This window comes from Paraburkholderia sp. RL17-337-BIB-A, from assembly GCF_046025895.1.
GTDB classification, from domain to species: Bacteria; Pseudomonadota; Gammaproteobacteria; order Burkholderiales; family Burkholderiaceae; genus Paraburkholderia; species Paraburkholderia fungorum_C.
In genome coordinates, this window is sequence record NZ_JARESY010000001.1 from 3,519,192 (window position 1) to 3,538,384 (window position 19,193).

The 19,193-nt window shown below is 60.9% G+C and carries 17 protein-coding genes; 7 read left to right on the forward strand and 10 right to left on the reverse strand.

Annotated features, from left to right (window positions below; translation table 11 throughout):
* Positions 1–80 precede the first annotated feature (80 nt).
* Both ilvD and P0D84_RS15760 read left to right on the forward strand, forming a co-directional pair.
* Complete coding sequence (ilvD, locus tag P0D84_RS15755; RefSeq protein ID WP_408337820.1) at positions 81–1,754, forward strand: dihydroxy-acid dehydratase; 1,674 nt, start codon at positions 81–83, stop codon at positions 1,752–1,754.
* A gap of 201 nt (positions 1,755–1,955) precedes the next feature.
* Positions 1,956–2,285, forward strand: a complete 330-nt coding sequence (locus P0D84_RS15760; RefSeq protein ID WP_408337822.1) for a c-type cytochrome — start codon at positions 1,956–1,958, stop codon at positions 2,283–2,285.
* A gap of 125 nt (positions 2,286–2,410) precedes the next feature.
* On the opposite strand, the gene P0D84_RS15765 is transcribed toward P0D84_RS15760, so the two are convergent.
* The 3 genes from P0D84_RS15765 to P0D84_RS15775 form a co-directional block, all read right to left on the reverse strand.
* The gene (locus P0D84_RS15765; protein ID WP_408337824.1) at positions 2,411–3,109 is read right to left on the reverse strand and encodes a DUF2486 family protein; all 699 of its coding nucleotides are present in this window, start codon (positions 3,107–3,109) and stop codon (positions 2,411–2,413) included.
* Between the two features lie 93 nt (positions 3,110–3,202).
* A complete protein-coding gene (locus P0D84_RS15770; protein ID WP_408337826.1) occupies positions 3,203–3,619 on the reverse strand; it encodes a DNA polymerase III subunit chi in 417 nt (138 codons plus the stop codon).
* 52 nt (positions 3,620–3,671) lie between these two features.
* Complete coding sequence (locus P0D84_RS15775; protein ID WP_408337828.1) at positions 3,672–5,228, reverse strand: leucyl aminopeptidase; 1,557 nt, start codon at positions 5,226–5,228, stop codon at positions 3,672–3,674.
* A 137-nt stretch (positions 5,229–5,365) separates the two neighbouring features.
* Between P0D84_RS15775 and lptF the strand changes: the two genes are divergently transcribed.
* Genes lptF through P0D84_RS15790 form a run of 3 tightly spaced genes read left to right on the forward strand, consistent with a single transcriptional unit; the run spans position 5,366 to position 7,995 of the window.
* Positions 5,366–6,463, forward strand: coding sequence for an LPS export ABC transporter permease LptF (lptF, locus tag P0D84_RS15780; RefSeq protein ID WP_408337830.1), 1,098 nt, complete (start codon positions 5,366–5,368; stop codon positions 6,461–6,463).
* A 3-nt stretch (positions 6,464–6,466) separates the two neighbouring features.
* The gene (gene lptG, locus P0D84_RS15785) at positions 6,467–7,615 is read left to right on the forward strand and encodes an LPS export ABC transporter permease LptG (RefSeq protein ID WP_408337832.1); all 1,149 of its coding nucleotides are present in this window, start codon (positions 6,467–6,469) and stop codon (positions 7,613–7,615) included.
* An 11-nt stretch (positions 7,616–7,626) separates the two neighbouring features.
* A complete protein-coding gene (locus P0D84_RS15790) occupies positions 7,627–7,995 on the forward strand; it encodes a sirohydrochlorin chelatase (protein WP_408337834.1) in 369 nt (122 codons plus the stop codon).
* Between the two features lie 1,030 nt (positions 7,996–9,025).
* Here P0D84_RS15790 and P0D84_RS15795 read toward each other — a convergent pair.
* From P0D84_RS15795 to P0D84_RS15825, 7 genes are all read right to left on the reverse strand, one after another.
* A complete protein-coding gene (locus tag P0D84_RS15795) occupies positions 9,026–9,478 on the reverse strand; it encodes a hypothetical protein (RefSeq protein ID WP_408337836.1) in 453 nt (150 codons plus the stop codon).
* A gap of 969 nt (positions 9,479–10,447) precedes the next feature.
* Positions 10,448–11,203: a uroporphyrinogen-III C-methyltransferase gene (cobA, locus tag P0D84_RS15800; RefSeq protein WP_408337838.1), complete on the reverse strand. Its 756-nt coding sequence runs from the start codon at positions 11,201–11,203 to the stop codon at positions 10,448–10,450.
* A gap of 74 nt (positions 11,204–11,277) precedes the next feature.
* A complete protein-coding gene (locus tag P0D84_RS15805; RefSeq protein ID WP_408337840.1) occupies positions 11,278–12,591 on the reverse strand; it encodes a sulfate adenylyltransferase subunit 1 in 1,314 nt (437 codons plus the stop codon).
* A gap of 114 nt (positions 12,592–12,705) precedes the next feature.
* Positions 12,706–13,668 (reverse strand): sulfate adenylyltransferase subunit CysD, encoded by a 963-nt coding sequence (cysD, locus tag P0D84_RS15810; protein WP_408337842.1) that lies wholly within the window; start codon positions 13,666–13,668, stop codon positions 12,706–12,708.
* Between the two features lie 113 nt (positions 13,669–13,781).
* Positions 13,782–14,528 carry a phosphoadenylyl-sulfate reductase gene (locus P0D84_RS15815; protein ID WP_408337844.1) on the reverse strand — a complete coding sequence of 249 codons (747 nt, stop codon included), beginning with the start codon at positions 14,526–14,528 and terminating at the stop codon, positions 13,782–13,784.
* The gene (locus tag P0D84_RS15820) at positions 14,525–15,064 is read right to left on the reverse strand and encodes a DUF934 domain-containing protein (RefSeq protein WP_408337846.1); all 540 of its coding nucleotides are present in this window, start codon (positions 15,062–15,064) and stop codon (positions 14,525–14,527) included. Before P0D84_RS15820 ends, P0D84_RS15815 begins: the two co-directional genes overlap by 4 nt.
* Before the next feature lie 22 nt (positions 15,065–15,086).
* Complete coding sequence (locus P0D84_RS15825) at positions 15,087–16,766, reverse strand: nitrite/sulfite reductase (protein WP_408337848.1); 1,680 nt, start codon at positions 16,764–16,766, stop codon at positions 15,087–15,089.
* A gap of 221 nt (positions 16,767–16,987) precedes the next feature.
* Between P0D84_RS15825 and P0D84_RS15830 the strand changes: the two genes are divergently transcribed.
* Positions 16,988–17,929, forward strand: a complete 942-nt coding sequence (locus P0D84_RS15830; RefSeq protein WP_408337850.1) for a CysB family HTH-type transcriptional regulator — start codon at positions 16,988–16,990, stop codon at positions 17,927–17,929.
* Positions 17,930–17,971: 42 nt separating this feature from the next.
* Entirely contained in the window at positions 17,972–19,141 is a 1,170-nt protein-coding gene (locus tag P0D84_RS15835) for an ABC transporter substrate-binding protein (RefSeq protein WP_408337852.1), read from the forward strand.
* Positions 19,142–19,193: the final 52 nt, after the last annotated feature.

A 19,193-nucleotide genomic window follows, 5' to 3' on the forward strand; every position in this document is an offset into this window, starting at 1 on the left:
CAGCGCAGTCACCGCCTCTGCGGCAGCACTGAGCCCCGCATACGCGGCACGGGCCAAAACAAAACAGATTGGAGTTCCCCATGGCATACAACCGTCGCTCGAAAAACATCACGCAAGGCGTGGCGCGTTCACCGAACCGCTCCATGTACTACGCACTCGGCTATCAGAAGGACGACTTCGACAAACCGATGATCGGCATCGCCAACGGCCACTCGACCATCACGCCGTGTAACGCCGGCCTGCAGCGTCTGGCCGACGCAGCGGTCGTTGCGGTCAAGGGCGCCGACGCGAATCCGCAGATCTTCGGCACGCCGACGATTTCGGACGGCATGTCGATGGGCACCGAAGGCATGAAGTACTCACTGGTGTCGCGCGAAGTCATCGCCGACTGCGTCGAGACGTGCGTGCAGGGCCAGTGGATGGACGGCGTCGTCGTGATCGGCGGTTGCGACAAGAACATGCCGGGCGGCATGATCGGCATCCTGCGCGCCAACGTGCCGAGCATCTACGTGTACGGCGGCACGATCCGCCCGGGCAACTGGAAGGGCACCGACCTGACCATCGTGTCGTCGTTCGAAGCAGTGGGCGAATTCACGGCCGGCCGGATGTCGCAGGAAGATTTCGAAGGAGTTGAAAAGAACGCGTGCCCGTCCACGGGTTCGTGTGGCGGCATGTATACAGCCAACACGATGAGTTCGTCGTTCGAGGCAATGGGCATGTCGCTGCTGTATTCGTCGACGATGGCCAATCCGGATCAGGAAAAGGTCGACTCGGCCGCCGAATCGGCACGCGTGCTGGTCGAAGCGGTCAAGAAGGACCTCAAGCCGCGCGACATCGTGACGAAGAAGTCGATCGAAAACGCGGTGGCCGTGATCATGGCCACCGGCGGTTCGACCAACGCCGTGCTGCACTTCCTCGCCATCGCGCATGCGGCTGAAGTGGAATGGGCCATCGAAGACTTCGAGCGCATGCGCAAGAAAGTGCCGGTGATCTGCAACCTGAAGCCCTCGGGCCAGTTCGTGGCGACCGATCTGCATAAGGCAGGCGGTATTCCGCAAGTCATGAAGATTCTGCTGGACGCGGGTCTCCTGCACGGCGATTGCATCACAATCACCGGCAAGACGATCGCTGAAGAACTGAAGGACGTGCCGAGCAAGCCGCGCGCCGATCAGCAGGTGATTTTCCCGATCGAACAGGCGCTGTACAAGGAAGGCCACCTCGCGATCCTGAAGGGCAATCTGGCCGTCGACGGCGCGGTGGCCAAGATCACTGGCCTGAAGAACCCGGTCATTACCGGCCCGGCCCGCGTGTTCGACGACGAGCAGAGCGCGCTGGAAGCGATTCTCGCCGATAAGGTCAAGGCCGGCGACGTGGTCGTGCTGCGTTACCTCGGCCCGAAGGGCGGCCCCGGCATGCCGGAAATGCTCGCGCCGACCTCCGCGATCATCGGCAAGGGGCTCGGCGAAAGCGTCGGCCTGATCACCGACGGCCGCTTCTCGGGTGGCACGTGGGGCATGGTGGTGGGTCACGTCGCGCCGGAAGCGTTCGTGGGCGGCACGATCGCATTCGTGCAGGAAGGCGATTCGATCACCATCGACGCGCACAAGCTGCTGTTGCAGTTGAACGTCGACGACGCCGAAATCGAACGACGCCGCGCTGCATGGCAGGCGCCGAAGCCGCGTTACACACGTGGCGTGCTGGCGAAGTACTCCGCGTTGGCGCTGCCCGCCAACAAGGGCGCGGTGTCGGGCTGAGCGGCATCGGCGTGCATCGAGCGCGCGCGCCGATTCGCCTCCGGCAACGGGGCGGATCTGCAGCACCGCTCGAAGCTGCACAAGCTACCTGAGCTACGTAAAAGCGCAGAGAGCGCAAAGGGGCGCACGGGAAACCGTGCGCCCCTTTGCTTTTATAATGCGTGCACCACGAGTCGGGCACTTGAACCGGCGGAGACCAGAATGAAATCAATGTCGTATGCAGTGCTTGCCGCGGCTGGTGTGCTGAGCGTCGGCAGTCCGGCGGCGCACGCCCAGGCCCCCACGGGCCTCGCGCTTGCCCAGCAGCAGAACTGCATGAGCTGCCACTCGGTAACGCGCCCCTTCATGGGACCGGCACTGCGTGACGTCGCCGCGAAATATGCCGGCCGCGATGATGCCGCCGCCTATCTGAAGCACAAGATTCTGGATGGCAGCGCGGGCGTGTGGGGCCCCGTGCCGATGCCCGCGAATACGCAACTCACGCCCGATCAGGCGGCTACGCTGGCGAACTGGGTGATGACGCTGAAATGAGCACGCTCAAATAAGGAAACGCAGAAGAGGACCTCAAAAGAGGCCGCTCAAACGAACCCTCACACGAACGCGGTTTGTTGAGCGCGGTGAGAGCGCCCAGCTAAAGGCGCGCCCTCTGGTCACGATCAAACGCTGCCCGAGCGCCGCGCAATCTCCTGATCGACGGCTTCCCTAACCCAGCCTGTCAACTCAGTCTCCAGCGCCAACGCCACTTCGCGCGTGATCTGGTTGACGAGCCATGACGTGTGATCCTGCAACGCATCGCGGCAGCGTGCCTCGATGATGCCGCGCCCCTCGCCCGTCAGAAAACCCGCGAACCGTCCACGCAGACGTTCGGCGATGACGTCCGCATCGAGATTCGACTGCGACGGTGCAGATGCTTCGTGAGCGATATCCGGTGGCACGATCGCACCTGCTTCGACCGGCGCATGCGGCTCCGCCCGATCGAAGACGCCCGCCGACGGCACCACGGCCGGTTCATGCAAAACCCGCTCATGTTCATGCCGGTGGTCGGCGCCGTGGTGTGCCCGCGAGCGTTTTCTCGGATGCGCGGGGTCAGCCGGATGCGCCTGCCCTGGCACATGCGCGGGGTCTGGCGCGAGCGTCGACTCCTCTCGCCCGTGCAAGGATTCTGGCGCAAGCACCGGCACAGGCTCGCGACTGGGTTCCGGCGCGAAGACCGGCTCTTTCCCGGTCTCGGGATCTGACACCGGCTGCGCAGCCGGCGCCGCCGCGCCGCCCGACGCATTGCGCGCCTGGGCAGGATTGCCCGGTACGAGAATCTCGTGCAGAACCGGGATCGAACTATCGTTAGGATCGGACACGTGCACTCTCCGTGTTTGAGTCCAGGCTGAAGCAGGCCGCGGTCGCGTCGAATCCATCCGACAAAACACCACGCGACGCGGGCGGAATGAGACCTAGCTGCCTTGCTTGTAGTTGTTCAAAGCATAGCCGCGATCGCGATAGAACCGATAGCGTTCTCGGCCCGCCGCGAGCTCCTCGTGTGCGTTACCAACCACTTCCAGCAATCTTTCGAAGCGCGCGAATTGCGCCGGCACCGTGGCGCCGAGATTGAGCAAAACCTGATGGTGCGGCACATCATCGAGGGTCGAAGCCAGCACGATCGGCGTTTGCGCGGCGAGCGGCGTGCCCGCCATGCAGTGCGGCACGAAGTCGAGCGGTGAGAACGTCCACAACTGTTCGTCGAAAGCCCGCAGGCGCTCGGGCTCGGCCAGCACGATGGTCGGCTGGCCGGCCTGATACGCCTTGCGAATGAGACGGCACGCATACAGCAGCGAGTCACCGACGTTCGAGTGAAAATCGATTCTCGTCATCGGCGGCTCCGCTTTACGTCTACCGCTACGGCCGCAACCTTACTGCAATGCGTCATTGTGCAGCGCGACCGTCCGCGGCCCGACCGTCCGCGGCCCGACCGTCCGCGGCCCGGTCGATCAGGAACTGCGCGAGCAACGGCACCGGGCGGCCGGTGGCGCCCTTCGCCGCGCCGCTCTTCCATGCGGTGCCGGCGATGTCCAGGTGCGCCCACGGATACGCGTCAGTGAAGCGCGACAGGAAGCACGCCGCGGTCACGCTGCCCGCCGGACGGCCGCCGATGTTGGCCAGGTCCGCGAAGTTCGACTTCAGCTGATCCTGATACTCGTCGTCGAGCGGCAGGCGCCAGGCGGGGTCGGATGCTTCACGCGAGGCGTCGAGCAGTTCTCCCGCCAGCGCGTCGTTTTTCGAGAACAGACCGCTATTGTGATGACCCAGCGCGATGATGCAGGCACCCGTGAGCGTGGCGATGTCGATCACCGCTGCCGGCTTGAAGCGCTCGGCGTAGGTCAGCGCGTCGCACAGGATCAGCCGGCCTTCGGCGTCCGTGTTCAGCACTTCGACCGTCAGGCCCTTCATGGTGGTGACGATGTCGCCCGGCTTGGTGGCGGTAGCCGACGGCATGTTCTCAACCGCCGGAATAATGCCGACCACGTTGATCTTCAGGCCCATTTCGGCGACCGCGCGCAACGTGCCCAGCACCGAACCGGCGCCGCACATGTCGTACTTCATCTCGTCCATGCCTTCGCCCGGCTTGAGCGAAATGCCGCCGGTGTCGAACGTCACGCCCTTGCCGACCAGTACCACAGGCGCGGCTTTCGCGGCGCCGCCGTGGTACTGCAGTACGATGAACTGAGCCGGTTCGACCGAGCCGGCCGTGACCGACAGGAACGAGCCCATCTTCAGCGCTTCGCACTGCTTTTCGCCGAGCACTTCGACCTTCAGCTTCCAGTCTTTAGCGAGCTTCTTCGCGGTGTTCGCGAGGTAAGTCGGCGTACAGACGTTGCTCGGCAGGTTGCCGAGATCGCGCGTCAGGTCCATGCCGTTGGCGAGCGCGGCGCCCTGCTTGGCCGCGAGCTTGGCGGCTTTCTCGTCGCCCGTGTTGACGCTGAAGACGATGCGCTTCAACGCGCGCGCCGAGTTGTCCGGCTTGCTCTTCATCTGCGTGAACTTGTAGGTCAGTTCGCGCAACGCGAGGATCGCGGCGCGCACGCCCCAATCGGCCGAGCGCTCGAGAATCGGTAGCTGGGCGAGCGTGAAGGTGACCTGGACGATCTTGGTGCCAAGCAGTGCGCGCCACGCAGCTCGAACGGCTTCACCGTAGGCTTTCTGGCTGAAAGCATCCTGCTTGCCGAGGCCGACCAGCAGCACGCGCGAAGCGCCGATGCCTGAGACTTCGTGCAGGAACAGCGTAGTGCCCGCCTTGCCGTCCATGTCGCCGGCCTTGATGATGCGGGTCAGCAGGCCCTTGGTGGCCGCGTCGATCTCCAGCGCGGCGCCCGCAAGCGTTTGCGACTCGAACACGCCGATTACGATGCAATCGGATTTCCCGGTCAGGAAACCGTTTGACGAGCCTTTGGTCCAATCACAGGCTTTTATGCTAAAGTCCATCGCGCTTGTCCTCGGATAAAGTCTGGGCTTAGGATGAAAGCCGCAATTATCCGCTATTTTTCCTGCGGCGGCTGCACCGGGGGCGTGACGGGAAACATTCCGCGCGCCACTGAGAGCGCCCCCTCTCATCATCAATAATGATCTTCGAACGCTCCCTCCAGCGCGAACTCGCGTATACGGCTGGTGCCGTGTTCATGGTTCTGCTCACGCTAGTGCTGACGACGATGATGATCCGCATCGTCGGCTTCGCCGCTTCGGGCGAGATCGATCCGCGCGACGTGCTGGTCCTGATCGGCCTGACCGTGATCGGCTACATCGCCATCATGCTCGTCGCGACCCTGTTCGTGTCGATCCTGTTCGTCCTGACCCGCTGGTACAAAGACTCCGAGATGGTCGTCTGGCTCGCCTCGGGTGTCAGTTTGACCCGCTTCATCAAACCGATCGGTATTTTCGCCACGCCGATCATCATTCTCATCATGTTTTTCGTGTTCGTCGGCTGGCCCTGGTCGAATCAGCAGAGCAAGCTGATCCGCGCGCGTTTCCAGCAGCGCGACGAGGTCTCACTGCTCGCGCCGGGTCAATTCCGCGAATCGGCCGTCAGCCACCGCGTGTTCTTCATCGAGAAGATGTCGCCCGACCAGGCGCGCGTCGAGAACGTGTTCGTGACCAGCACGGAAAACGGCAAGGTCAATGTGGTCGTGTCGAAAACCGGCCACACCGAAACACGCAAGAACGGCGATCGCTTCGTCGTACTGGAAAACGGCCGGCGCTACGACGGCGAACCGGGGCATCCCGACTTCCGCATCATGGAATTCGAACGCTATGGCGTGAAAATCCAGAGTCAGCCGGTCGTGAATACGCCGACTACCACCGGCTTGCCTACGCTCACGCTCCTGCGCAACCCGACCAACGACAACCTCGCCGAATTCGCGTGGCGCGCGGGGCTGCCGCTGATTGCGATCAACCTGATGCTGCTGGCGATTCCGCTCGCGCACCAGAACCCGCGGCGCAGCCGCACGATCAATCTGGTGATGGCTGTCCTGATCTACCTGACGTATTCGAATTTGTTGAACGTGGTGCAGTCGTGGATCGAGCAAGGCAAGATGTCGTTCGGGGTTGGGCTGGTGGGCCTGCATATCATTGTGGCGGTGATCGTCGCGTTCATCTTCTGGCTGCGCGTGCGCAACCGGCCGCTGTTCACGCGGGCGATGTTCAGCCGTTCGCAGGGGGCCTGACTGATGCGCATCTATGAAAGGTACTTTGCGCGTCAGATCTACCTCACGTTCATCTTTATTCTGTTCGCGTTTTCGGGTCTGTTTTTCTTCTTCGACCTGATCAACGAGCTGAATTCCGTCGGCCACGGCAATTACAAGTTCCAGTACGCGGTACTGCGGGTTGCCTTGCAAACGCCGTCGCGCTTTTACGAAATCATTCCGGTCGCCGCGTTGATCAGCGCGATCTACGTGTTCGCGCAGATGGCGGCGAACTCCGAGTACACGATTTTTCGCGTATCCGGCCTCGCCACGAATCAGGCGCTGCGCTCGCTGATGAAGATCGGCATTCCGCTGGTGATCCTGACTTATATCATCGGCGAAGTGATCGGGCCGTACACGGATCAGTTGTCGGAACGCGTGCGGCTTGAGGCGTTGGGGTCGTCAGTATCGAGCAATTTCGAGTCGGGCGTGTGGGTGAAGGACACGCTCACGGCGCGCGCGGACGGCGAGCAGGTCACGCGTTTTGTGAACGTGGGCAAATTGCAGCCGGACGCGACGATCAGCAACGTGCGGATTTACGAATTCGATTCGAAGTTCCGGCTCTCGAATGTGCGGATCGCTCAAAACGGCAAGTACCAGCCGCCGGGTCACTGGCAACTGACTGGCGTGACGGACACGCAACTGATCGACGTGCCCCCTCCTCCGGGCACGCCGGCCGACGCCCTGGATCCGGTGTATCGCGCGAAGCAAGTGGCGTTGCCGGAATATTCGCTGCGCTCGGAACTGACGCCGCAGATCTTGTCGGTGCTGCTTGTGTCACCGGACCGGATGTCGATGTTCAACCTGTTCCGCTACATCCAGCATTTGACCGAGAATCATCAGGACACGCAGCGGTATGAGATTGCGCTGTGGCGCAAGTTGCTGTATCCGTTTGCGGTGTTTGTGATGCTGGTGTTGTCGTTGCCGTTTGCGTATCTGCATACGCGTGCCGGCGTGGTGGGTGTGAAGGTTTTCGGCGGGATTATGCTCGGCATGAGTTTTCAGCTGTTCAATACGCTGTTCTCGCATATCGGCACGTTGAATACGTGGCCCGCGCCGTTGACTGCGGCTACGCCTGGGTTGGTTTATCTCGTGCTTGGGTTGGTTGGGTTGAAGTGGGTTGATCGGCATTAGGAGCCGTTGGCATGGCTACGCATGGGATGGTGTTGTTTGCGCATGGCGCAAGGGATGTGCGCTGGCGCGAGCCGTTTGAGAGGCTCGCCGAGAAGGTGCGCGGTGGGCGCGGCTCTGAGCCGGTTTTGCTGGCTTTTCTCGAGTTGATGGAGCCGGATCTGCCCGCGGCTGTGGGGGAGCTTGTCTCCGACGGGTGTTCTGTTGTCACTGTTGTGCCGGTTTTTTTTGGGCAAGGTGGGCATGTCAGGAAGGATCTGCCTGCAGTGATTGAGCGCTGTCGCGGGTTGTATTCTGGTGTCGAGATTCAGTGTGCTGTTGCTGTTGGTGAGGATGAGGTTGTGCTGGATGCTGTTGCTGAGTATTGCCTGCGGCAGGGTTGAGTTTTTTTTGCCTGCGTGGCGCTTTGGTCGTTTGCCTACGGCGTTGGCCTTTCCTTGAATTGATATTGGTCTATTAGCGTTGCCCCTGTGCGGGGCGGCACTTACTTTCTTTGCCGCCGCAAAGAAAGATAAGCAAAGAAAGCGGCTCACACCGCCAGCTCATAAGCGGGGCCCCCGCACAGCCACGGTAGTGGTGCATCTGGAATCTGTGTTCTCGCACATTTGGCTTCAGTGACAAGGCAGTCATACTTCCCGCCTCGCACTGCGTGCTCGCCGGAACGGGACATCGCGAACGCTTCGGACACCTCCCGTCTCACTACGTGCTCCTCAGAACCGACTTCGCGATGACCAGTGCTTCGCTTCGGATACTTCCCATCTCACCGCGTGCTCCTCAGAACCGACTTCGCGATGATCAGTGCTTCGCTTCGGACACCTCCCGTCTCACTACGTGCTCGTCAGAACCGACTTCGAGAAGACCAGTGCTTCGCTTCGGATACTTCCCGTCTCACCGCGTGCTCCCCAGAACCGACTTCGCGATGACCAGTGCTTCGCCTCGGATACTTCCCGTCTCACTGCGTGCTCGTCAGAACCGACTTCACGATGACCAGTGGTTCGCTTTGGACACCTCCCGTCTCACTGCGTGCTCGTCAGAACCGACTTCGCGAAGATCAGTGGTTCGCTTCGGACACTTCCCGTCTCACTGCGTGCTCGTCAGAACCAACATCGGGAAGGCCAGTGCTTCGCACAGGAATCGTGTCATCATCGGCTCTCTTCGCAAGCCGTCAGTCTTCCGGCGGCGCTGCGCGCGCCAAAGCGCACTCTCCGTATCGAGTGGCTTCGGTTCTCCCCAAAGAAATAGGTGTTGGCAAGTTTTTTACGTCGTGCCCCCACGACGATGACTCGCATCACGTGCTGCTCGTTATACGTCGTCGCTACGCCGACTTCGTTAGTCACTGCAATACCGCCTAGTCACAACATAAAAAGGCGCGAGCGCCCTTTTATGCTTGCGGCCTGGTGCCGTGAGTCTATGTCAGTGCGCCGTCGCAATAGGCCGCGTGATCGTTTTAAAGCGTCCTGGTTTGTTGCGCATTGCTCCCATTGCGCGGGTGCCTTTGCGGCGCTCCGGCGCAGTCCGCGTGGCCTTCGACAGAAGGTTTGCTGCGCGACGTGCTGTGATGCAGCTTTGAGGTACTCCCTTCGCGTCGAGCGCAATGACCTGGTATAACTCGCGGTCAATTTCGACTTCTTGCCGATATTCCTCCCCAGTGTCGATCAGCACTTCCAGCAATTTCCGCTGGCGCTGTCTCTCCTCTCGCGTCACGGTTGGACTCCTGAATATCGAGGCCGCGAGCGTGACCAACTTGTCCAGTTGGCTTAGCTGCCGGTCAACAAGTCCGAAAGCAGATAGAGCAAGTTTTTCGTACTGAAGTGCGTCAACAGGCGGGCGCGACGGGGTTCGTGAATTCTTGACGGATTTACTCATGGCGCGATCTCCCTGAAACTTATTCGATCGCCCGACACACAGCTTGCGCTGTGGTGAGCGGGCTCAATGACAAGGTTGGCAGACTGGCACCACTGCAACCAGCAGACCCGAAGGTCTCCCTATCACGGCCCGCCCATAGCAAGAGGACGCGCTGAAACAGACGCACTTCCTGCCGGGGGGCAGGAGTACGCGCGTGGTGGCAGGCTGCCAAGCCTGACCGTCGCTGTTTTGACGGCGAATTGAGTTTAAAACGTATCGTTTCGGGATTGATCGCCTACCCAGGCTAAAGCGCGCGCGTCGCCAGCATTTCCGAAATTTCCCAAGTGCCCATCCGAATAGAGGACTACAGCACCAGAGAAACTTCAGCAAAGAAACCGAGAAATTGGTCGACTACTGAGATGGCGCGCGCGGCGCCGCCGGAAGTAAGACGGCATTGCGAAGAGAAGGAGATGACTGCCAAGAATCCGGAGCGAAGCCGTGATCCCCATCACGCGAAGAAAACCGTGGGTGCTCGATGAACCCTTCCGGCGAGCACGCAGTGCGAGGCGGGAAGTATGACTGCCTTGTCACTCACGCGAAATGCGCGAGGGCACAGATTCCAGATGCACCACTGCCCCCTCCAAGCCAAGGGACCCGCTTAAAAATTGGCGGTTTGAGCCGCTTTCTTTTGCCTACTTTTCTTTGCGGCAGGCAAAGAAAAGTAGGTGCCTGCCCCGCACAGGGGCGACGCTAATAAACCAATAACAAATCAAGGAAAGGCCAACGCCGCAGGCGTACAACCCAAAAGCGCTGCGTAGGCAACCAACTCAAGGAAAGCCCAACGCCGTAGGCAAACAGAGAGTAAGTGTCGCCCCACACAAGGGCAACACTAATAGACCAACAAGAAAACAAGGAAAGGCCAAAAAGCCAGATCAAGAAAAAGCCAACACCGCAAGCAAACAGACAATCAAGCGCCGCGCAGCAAAAAACTTAAGCCGCAGCCACCAAAGCCTCCCCCGCGGAGCGCCCCACCTGCTGCCGGGCGGCAAAAGCCTCCCCGATCATCAAAAGGCTGGGCTGCGAAGCATCAACCCATTTCTGCGCCTCACCAGCAGCTAGCGTTTCAAGCGTGAGTGTGAGCATCCGCTCACGTTCCGTACTACAAGCCTCAACAATTGCCACCGGCGTAGAAACATCCCTCCCGGCATCAATCAGTTGCTGAGCAATCTCAACCCCACTATCGCGGCCCATATAAAACACGAGGGAATCCGCATTAACCTGCTCGCGAATCTCTTCGGACCCCGGAGCACGACTAAAAGTAGCCAGCGCAACACTACGAGAAACGCCGCGCAGCGTAAGAGACCGCTTCAACGAAGCCGCGCTAGCCAGTGCAGCTGTAATGCCAGGCACCACCTCATACTCAATCCCAACAGCCTCCAGCGCCCGCATCTCCTCATCAGCGCGCCCGAACAACATCGGATCTCCACCCTTCAGACGCACCACGACATCGTGCTCCAAAGCAGCATCCACAATCTGCTTGTTGATGAACTGCTGCGCGGTAGAAAGCTGCCCACAGCGCTTACCCACAGCAATCCGCCGCGCGTGCGAAGGCGCATAGTCGAGCATGGCTGGCTCGACCAACGCGTCGTGCAGCACCACATCCGCCATGCCGAGCAGCCGCGCGCCGCGCACCGTGATGAGATCCGCCGCCCCCGGCCCTGCACCGATCAGATACACCTTACCCATTTGCCTCAACCCCATTCGTCCGGTTCGTGCAAAACCCGAAGCCGCGGGCGCGCATCAGTCACCCAGTCAGTAACTCAAGCAGAAAACGCCCGAATCATCCCAGCCGCGACCGTGTGATGCGTCGCTTCATCGATCAGCACAAATGCACCCGTGCCCTGATGCGAGTCGTACACGTCGCACACCAGCGGCTTCTGCAACGTCAGCGCTACGCGGCCGATGTCGTTCATCGCCAGTTCCTTGCGATCGGTTGCCTGCGACAGCGTATGCACGTCGAGCACTTCCTTGATCGCACCGATCCGCGCGAACACCGTGTTGGTGGTCTGCTTCAACAGATACTTGCGTTGCGTCGACAGCGGTGTGTCGTCGAACCAGCACAGGTCGGCTTCCAATTTCTTGGCCGGTTCCGGCGCTTCCTCACGCAGCACGAAAGTATCGCCGCGCGACACATCGACGTCTTCCGCCAGACGAATCGTCACCGTCTGACCCGCGAACGCACGGTCCACCGCAGCCGTGCCGCCGATCACCGGCGCGATGATCTCGGCAACCGTGGCTTCACGGTTCGCCGGCAGCACAACGATCGTGTCGCCGACTTTCACTTCGCCCGCCTCGACACGGCCCATGTAGCCACGGAAGTCGTCGGCCTGGCTGCCGTCCTGGCGCGCCACCCATTGCACCGGGAAACGCAGCGCCTGGCCCGTCGGAATCTCGACCGGCAGTGCTTCGAGCAAATCGAGCAGCGGCTCGCCTGCGTACCACGGCATGCTTTCGCTGGCCGTCACGATGTTGTCGCCCTTCAGCGCCGACACCGGCACGAAGCGCACATCGTTCAGACCCAGTTGGCGCGCGAGTTCGACATACGCATCGCGGATCTCGTTGAAGCGCGTTTCGCTGTAGTCGACCAGATCCATCTTGTTGATCGCGACGATCGCGTGCTGCAAGCCGAGCAGCTTCACGAGCGCGCTGTGACGCTTGGTTTGCGGCAGCAACTGCGCCGCGCCGTCGACGAACGTCACACGCGTTGCGTCGACCAGGATGATCGCTGCGTGCGCGGTCGATGCGCCCGTCACCATGTTGCGCGTGTACTGCTCGTGACCCGGCGTGTCGGCGATGATGAACTTGCGCTTAGCCGTCGCAAAGTAGCGATACGCAACATCGATCGTGATGCCTTGCTCGCGCTCGGCTTCGAGGCCGTCCGTCAGCAGCGACAGATCGATTTCGTCGCCAACGGTACGCTTATTCTTCGCGCGCGACAGAGCCGAGAGCTGGTCGCTCAACACCGCCTTGCTGTCGTACAGCAGGCGGCCGATCAACGTGCTCTTGCCGTCGTCGACGCTGCCCGCGGTAATGAAACGCAGCACGCCGAGGTCTTCTGGTTGATGAATACTCATGATGTTCCTTGTCCGTCTGTCGACCAGAGTTAGCGCTTTAGCGCTTATGACTCTGGTCCCATGCAAAGCTGTCGACTGGAGTTGGCGCTTTAGCGCCTACTCCAGTCCCATGCATTAGAAATAACCCTGCTTCTTCCGCTGTTCCATCGCGGCCTCGGAGACCTGATCGTCCATCCGCGTCGCGCCACGTTCCGTGATTTCGGTCACGGCCGTTTCGGCGATGATCTTCTCGAGATCGTCCGCGTCGCTTTCCACCGGGCACGTGCAGCTGATATCGCCCACGGTACGGAAACGCACGAGCGCGGTTTCGCTGGTCTCGCCTTCACGCATCGGCGTGAGCGGCGTAACCGGCACGAGCAGGCCGTTGCGGCGCACGATCTCGCGTTGATGCGCGTAGTAGATCGACGGCAATTCAAGCTGTTCGCGAGCGATGTATTGCCACACGTCGAGTTCGGTCCAGTTCGAGATCGGGAACACGCGCAGGTGTTCGCCATTGTGCAGACGCGCGTTGTACAGGCTCCACAGTTCCGGACGCTGTGCCTTCGGGTCCCATTGGCCGAACTCGTCGCGGAACGAGAAGATCCGTTCTTTTGCACGGGCCTTTTCTTCGTCGCGGCGTGCGCCGCCGATCAACGCGGTGTACTCATGTTCCGCGATCGTTTCGAGCAGCGTCACGGCTTGCGCAGCATTGCGCGAATCCAGTTCGCGGCGCAGACGCACCGTGCCGCGCTTGATCGAATCTTCGACGTGACCCACCACCAGTTCAGCACCGATCTCTTTCGCGCGACGGTCGCGGAAGTCGATCACTTCCTCGTAGTTGTGGCCGGTGTCGATATGCACGAGCGGGAACGGCAGCACGGTCTTGCGATTCGCGCCAATGCCGAAGGCCTTCAGTGCAAGGTGCAGTACCACGACCGAATCCTTGCCGCCCGAAAACAGCAGTGCGGGCTTGCTGCATTCCGCGACCAGTTCGCGCAGGATATGAATCGACTCGGCTTCGAGCCAATCGAGGTGATCCATCCGGTTCGCCGTATTGGTAAGCGGTGCGTTGATAGTGGAATCGAGCGTGGTGCTCATGTTTGGGTCCTTCATTGGTTCGCTTGACGAGCGGTTCGCCCCAAGCAGAAGTATTCAAATCGGTATGTGCGGCGTTCAAGCCCAAAAGCCAAGGCCTGAACTGCCAAAATGCTTTATGCCGAAGCGTTTTCGCTGCTGCTGACGGGGATCGGCGTAATCGTCGTGATATGCAGCCCGCATTCCTTCGTATCGCGCGACTCCCACCACCAGCGTCCTGCCCGGCTGTCTTCACCGGGACGGATCGCACGCGTACAAGGCTCGCAGCCGATGCTCGGGTAACCGCGCGCATGCAGCGGATTAACCGGCACGTCGAACGTCTTCAGATAATCCCACACTTCGGCCTCTGTCCAGTCCGTCAGCGGATTAAACTTGGCGATGTTGCGCGCGGCGTCGTGTTCTTCATCGTGCAGTTCGGCACGCGTCACCGACTGCTCGCGGCGTTGGCCCGTCACCCACGCGCTGACATCCGACAGCGCGCGGTTCAACGGCTCGACCTTGCGGATTTCGCAGCAGCGCTTGCGCAGATCGACGCTTTCGTAAAACGCATTCAAGCCGTGCGAGGCGACATATTCCTCAACCGCGGCAGCCTGCGGATGAAACTGCTCGATATTGTAACCGTAGCGCTCTTTCACACGATCGAGCATGCCGAGTGTTTCAGCATGCAGACGACCCGTGTTCAGCGAGAAAATGCCGATTTTCACGCCACGCGACAGAATTGCGTGCGTGAGCAGCATATCTTCCGCTGCGAGGCTGCTGGCGAGCTTCACGTTCGCGTGACGCGCCGCGATCGAATCGAGCAGCGCATCGAGGCGCTCGACCTTCGCAGCGAGTTCCGGCGTGAGCGACTGGACTTCGCTCATGCCGAGGCCTTTGCCAGTTCGCCCGCTTCGCGGCGGCGGAACAGCGGCGACGAGTTCACGGCGCCCTGATAGTTGAGGCTGAATTCGTCGAACGCTTTCAGTGCGTCGTCGAAGTCTTTGTCCGAACGCAATGCATAAGCGTCGAAGCCGCAACGGAACATGAACGTCAGTTGATCGCGCAGCACGTCGCCGATTGCGCGCAGTTCGCCCTTGTAGCCGTAACGCTCGCGCAACAGGCGGCCGATGCTATAGCCACGGCCGTCGCGGAACACCGGGAAGTCCACGCCGATCAGCGCGATCGTGTCGAAGTCGGCGACGATATCGGCCGGTTCGCTATCCGCCGCGAGCCACACGCCGATTTCAGTGGCGCCGCGCGATGCGATCAATGCATCGCGGGAAGCCTGCCACAGCGCGAGCGGCACCAGCACCTTGCCGGCCGGCAGTTCATTGACTGCGGGCAGCGTGCCGTCTTCAGCGGCGCGCACCACCGTCCAGTCATCGTTGACGATCGCGCGATTCTTGATGATAGAAGCCATCTGTTCAGTATCCTTTTCGCGGTTACGCGTGAGCCGGTTGACGCGAGGCGTACACACGTTCCTTGAACGGGGTGATGCCAATGCGGTTGTACGTTTCGATGAAGCGCTCGCCTTCGTGGCGGTTTTCCACGAACGTATCGATCACCTTGCTCATCACGTCCGGCATTTCTTCCGCCGAGAACGACGGGCCGATCACGCGGCCGAGATGCGCGCCGGTGGCGCCCGTACCCTGCTCGCCGCCGAGCGTCACCTGATACCACTCCGAGCCGTCCTTATCGACTCCCAGAATGCCGATGTTGCCGACGTGGTGGTGGCCGCAGGCATTGATACAGCCCGAGATGTTCAGCGACACGTCGCCGAGGTCGTACACGTAGTCGAGGTCGTTGAAACGTTCCTGAATCGCGAGCGCGATCGGAATCGACTTCGCATTCGCGAGCGAGCAGAAATCGCCGCCCGGGCACGCGATGATGTCGGTCAGCAAGCCGATGTTCGGCGTCGCGAAACCTTGCGCCTTGGCCTTTTCCCACAGCGCGAACAGATCGCGCTTCTTCACGTTCGCGAGAATCAGGTTCTGTTCGTGCGACACGCGGATTTCGCCGAGCGAGTACTCGTCGGCCCAATCGGCGACCGCTTCCATTTGAACGTCCGTTGCGTCACCCGGCGCGATCGTGGTCGGCTTCAGCGACAGCGTGACCGACGAGTAGCCAGACACCTTGTGCGGGCGCACGTTCCGTTCGACCCAGCGCGCAAACGCCCGGTTTTCCAGCAAATGCTTTTCGAACGATGTATCCGTGTCGGCCAGCTTCTCATACACCGGCGGCTGGAAGTACTGCGACACGCGATCCACTTCGGCTTGCGTAAGCGTCGACGGACCATCCTTCAGGTGTTGCCATTCTTCTTCGACCTGCGCCGAGAATTTCTCCGGGCTCAACGCCTTCACGAGAATCTTGATACGCGCCTTGTACATATTGTCGCGGCGGCCGTAGCGGTTGTACACGCGCAGCACGGCTTCGCAGTACGTCAGCAGATGTTGCCACGGCAAATCGCGGCGGATGATCGCGCCGATGATCGGCGTACGGCCCATGCCGCCGCCGGCCAGGATGTCGGCCACCAGTTCGCCCTGCTCGTTCTTCTTCAGATACACGCCCATGTCGTGGATCTGCACGGCAGCGCGGTCTTCTTTGGAACCCGACACGGCGATCTTGAACTTACGCGGCAGCCACGCGAATTCCGGGTGGAACGTCGACCATTGGCGCAGGATTTCTGCCCAGGGTCGCGGATCGACCACTTCGTCCGGCGCCACGCCGGCGAACTGGTCGGCCGTGATGTTGCGGATACAGTTGCCCGAGGTCTGGATACCGTGCATCTGCACCGCGGCGAGCTTGCGCAGGATTTCCGGCGTTTCTTCGAGCTTGATCCAGTTGTACTGGATGTTCGAGCGCGTCGAGAAGTGGCCGTAGCCGCGGTCGTGCTCGCGCGCGATCTGGGCCAGCACGCGCATCTGGTCGCTGCGCAGGTTGCCGTAAGGAATCGCGATGCGGTGCATGTACGCGTGGCGCTGTAAGTACAGGCCGTTCTGCAGACGCAGCGGACGAAACTCTTCTTCGCTCAATTCGCCCGACAAGCGGCGGCGAACCTGATCGGCGTATTGCACGACCCGTTCATCGACGATGGTCTGGTCGTACTGATCGTATTGATACATTCGGGGACCCCAATTTTTTTGCAGTAACAGCACGGCGATCCGGTTTCGCCGCGCCCGGCTATCTCTATTTGTCACCACCCGCCGATGAACGTTTAGACCCATCGCTCATTTGCTTATGACAAATACAGATATCCATATTGAAAAAGATGGACAGATCGTAATAAACTCGCCTTATATTTCAAACGACTAAAAAATTCTTTTGATATGCGGAGAGGTTATATATGAACCTGCACCAATTCCGCTTCGTCCGCGAGGCTGTGCGGCAGAATTTCAATCTGACAGAAGCGGCCAAAGCGCTGTATACAAGCCAGCCGGGCGTCTCCAAGGCGATTATCGAGCTGGAAGACGAGCTGGGCGTCGAAATCTTCACCCGGCACGGCAAGCGCGTGCGCTCTCTCACCGAGCCTGGGCGCATCATTCTTCAGTCGGTTGAAAAGATTCTCCAGGAAGTTGAGAGCCTCAAACGGGTCGGTAAAGATTACGCGGCGCAGGATCAGGGCAATCTGGTGATCGCCGCGACTCACACCCAGGCACGCTACTCACTTCCGGCCGCGATCGCTGAATTCAAGAAGCGCTTCCCAAAGGTTCACCTTTCGATCCTGCAAGGCAACCCGACCCAGGTCGCCGAGATGGTGATTCATGACCAGGCCGATCTGGCGATCGCCACCGAGGCGATCGCCAGCTATAAGGAACTGGTCTCGCTGCCGTGCTTCCAGTGGCACCACGTCGCCGTGATGCAGCCGGATCATCCCCTGCTCGACCGCAAACTTTTGTCGTTGGATGATCTGACCCAGTATCCGCTGATTACATACGACAACGCCTTCGCCGGGCGCACCAAGATCAACGAGGCGTTCCGCCTGCGCGGATTGCATCCGGACATCGTGCTGGAGGCGATCGACGCCGACGTGATCAAGACCTATGTGGAACTGGGTCTGGGCGTCGGCATTATGGCGGATATCGCGTTCAATGCCGAGCGTGACCGGCATCTGCGCGCCATGCCGGTCGTCCACCTGTTCGGCAGCAATGTGACGCGGGTCGCGCTGAAACAGGGCGCGTATCTGCGCAGCTATGTGTATACGCTCGTCGAACTGTTGTCGCCGAGCATGAACCGCAAGCTGATCGAACAGGCCCTCAAAGGCGAACACGAAACCTACGAACTTTGATATCACCCCGCTTCCTGCTATCCCCGCTACGGAGACCCCTCGATGACGTCGTATAAGAAAAAGATCAGCGGACTCACCGCCGCTTTTGGTTTTGGCGCGCTCCTGCTCGCCACCGCAGCCCACGCCGACATCAAGGTCGGCATCGATCTGTCCAGCACCGGCCCGGCGGCCGTGATCGGCATCACCAGCAAGAACGCGATGCTGATGTGGCCGGCCACGATTGCCGGCCAGAAAGCCGACTACATCTTCCTCGACGACGCCTCCGACCCGGGCGCGGCGGTTCGCAACATCCACAAGCTGATCAACGAAGACCACGTCGACGTGATCGTCGGCCCGAATATCACGCCGGCGGCCATGGCCGCGCTCGATCCCGTCGCCGAAAGCCAGACTCCGATGATCACGCTGATCGGCTCGGCCAGCGTGGTGGAACCGCAGGAAGGCAAGAAGGTGTGGGCCTACAAGATGGCGCAGACCGACAGCGCGATGGCAGACGTGATGACGCGCTACATGTCGAACCACAACGTGAAGACCGTGGGCTTTATCGGTTTCGCGGACGGTTACGGCGAAAGCTGGCTCAACGAGTTCAGCAAGTTCGCGGCTTTGCGGCATATCCAGTTGGTGGCGACGGAGCGCTATAACCGCACCGACGCCAGCGTCACCGGCCAGATCCTCAAGCTGATGGCCGCCAAGCCGGACGCGATCCTGATCGCCGGTGCCGGCACGCCGACCGTGCTGCCGCAGCGCACGCTGATCGAACGCGGCTTCAAAGGCCCGATTTATCAGACGCACGGCATCGCCACGCCCGAGTTCATCAAACTGGGCGGCAAGGACGTGGAAGGCACCCTGTTCCCGACCCAGCCGGTGGTGGTCGCGCGCACGCTGCCGGCCGATCTTCCGGCGAAGAAAGCGGCGCTCGCGTTCACCAACGAATACGAGGCGAAGTACGGCCCGGGCAGCGTGACCCAATTCGCGGGCGATGCGGCGGGTGTGTATCCGCGTTTGCAGGATGCGGTCGCGCGCGCATTGAAGACGGCACAGCCGGGTACGCCGGCGTTCCGCGCCGCGCTGCGCGACGAGCTGGAACACGCGCATGAACTGGTCGTGCCGAACGGCGTGGTCAATACGAGCGCGAAGGACCACGTCGGTCTGGATCAGCGCGCGAGCGTGATGGGAATCATCAAGAACGGCAAGTTCGTTTACCTGAGCCAGTGAGTGCGGCCGGCGCGGCGGGCGTCGCTCCGCGCGCATGGCGCATGGTGCGCCG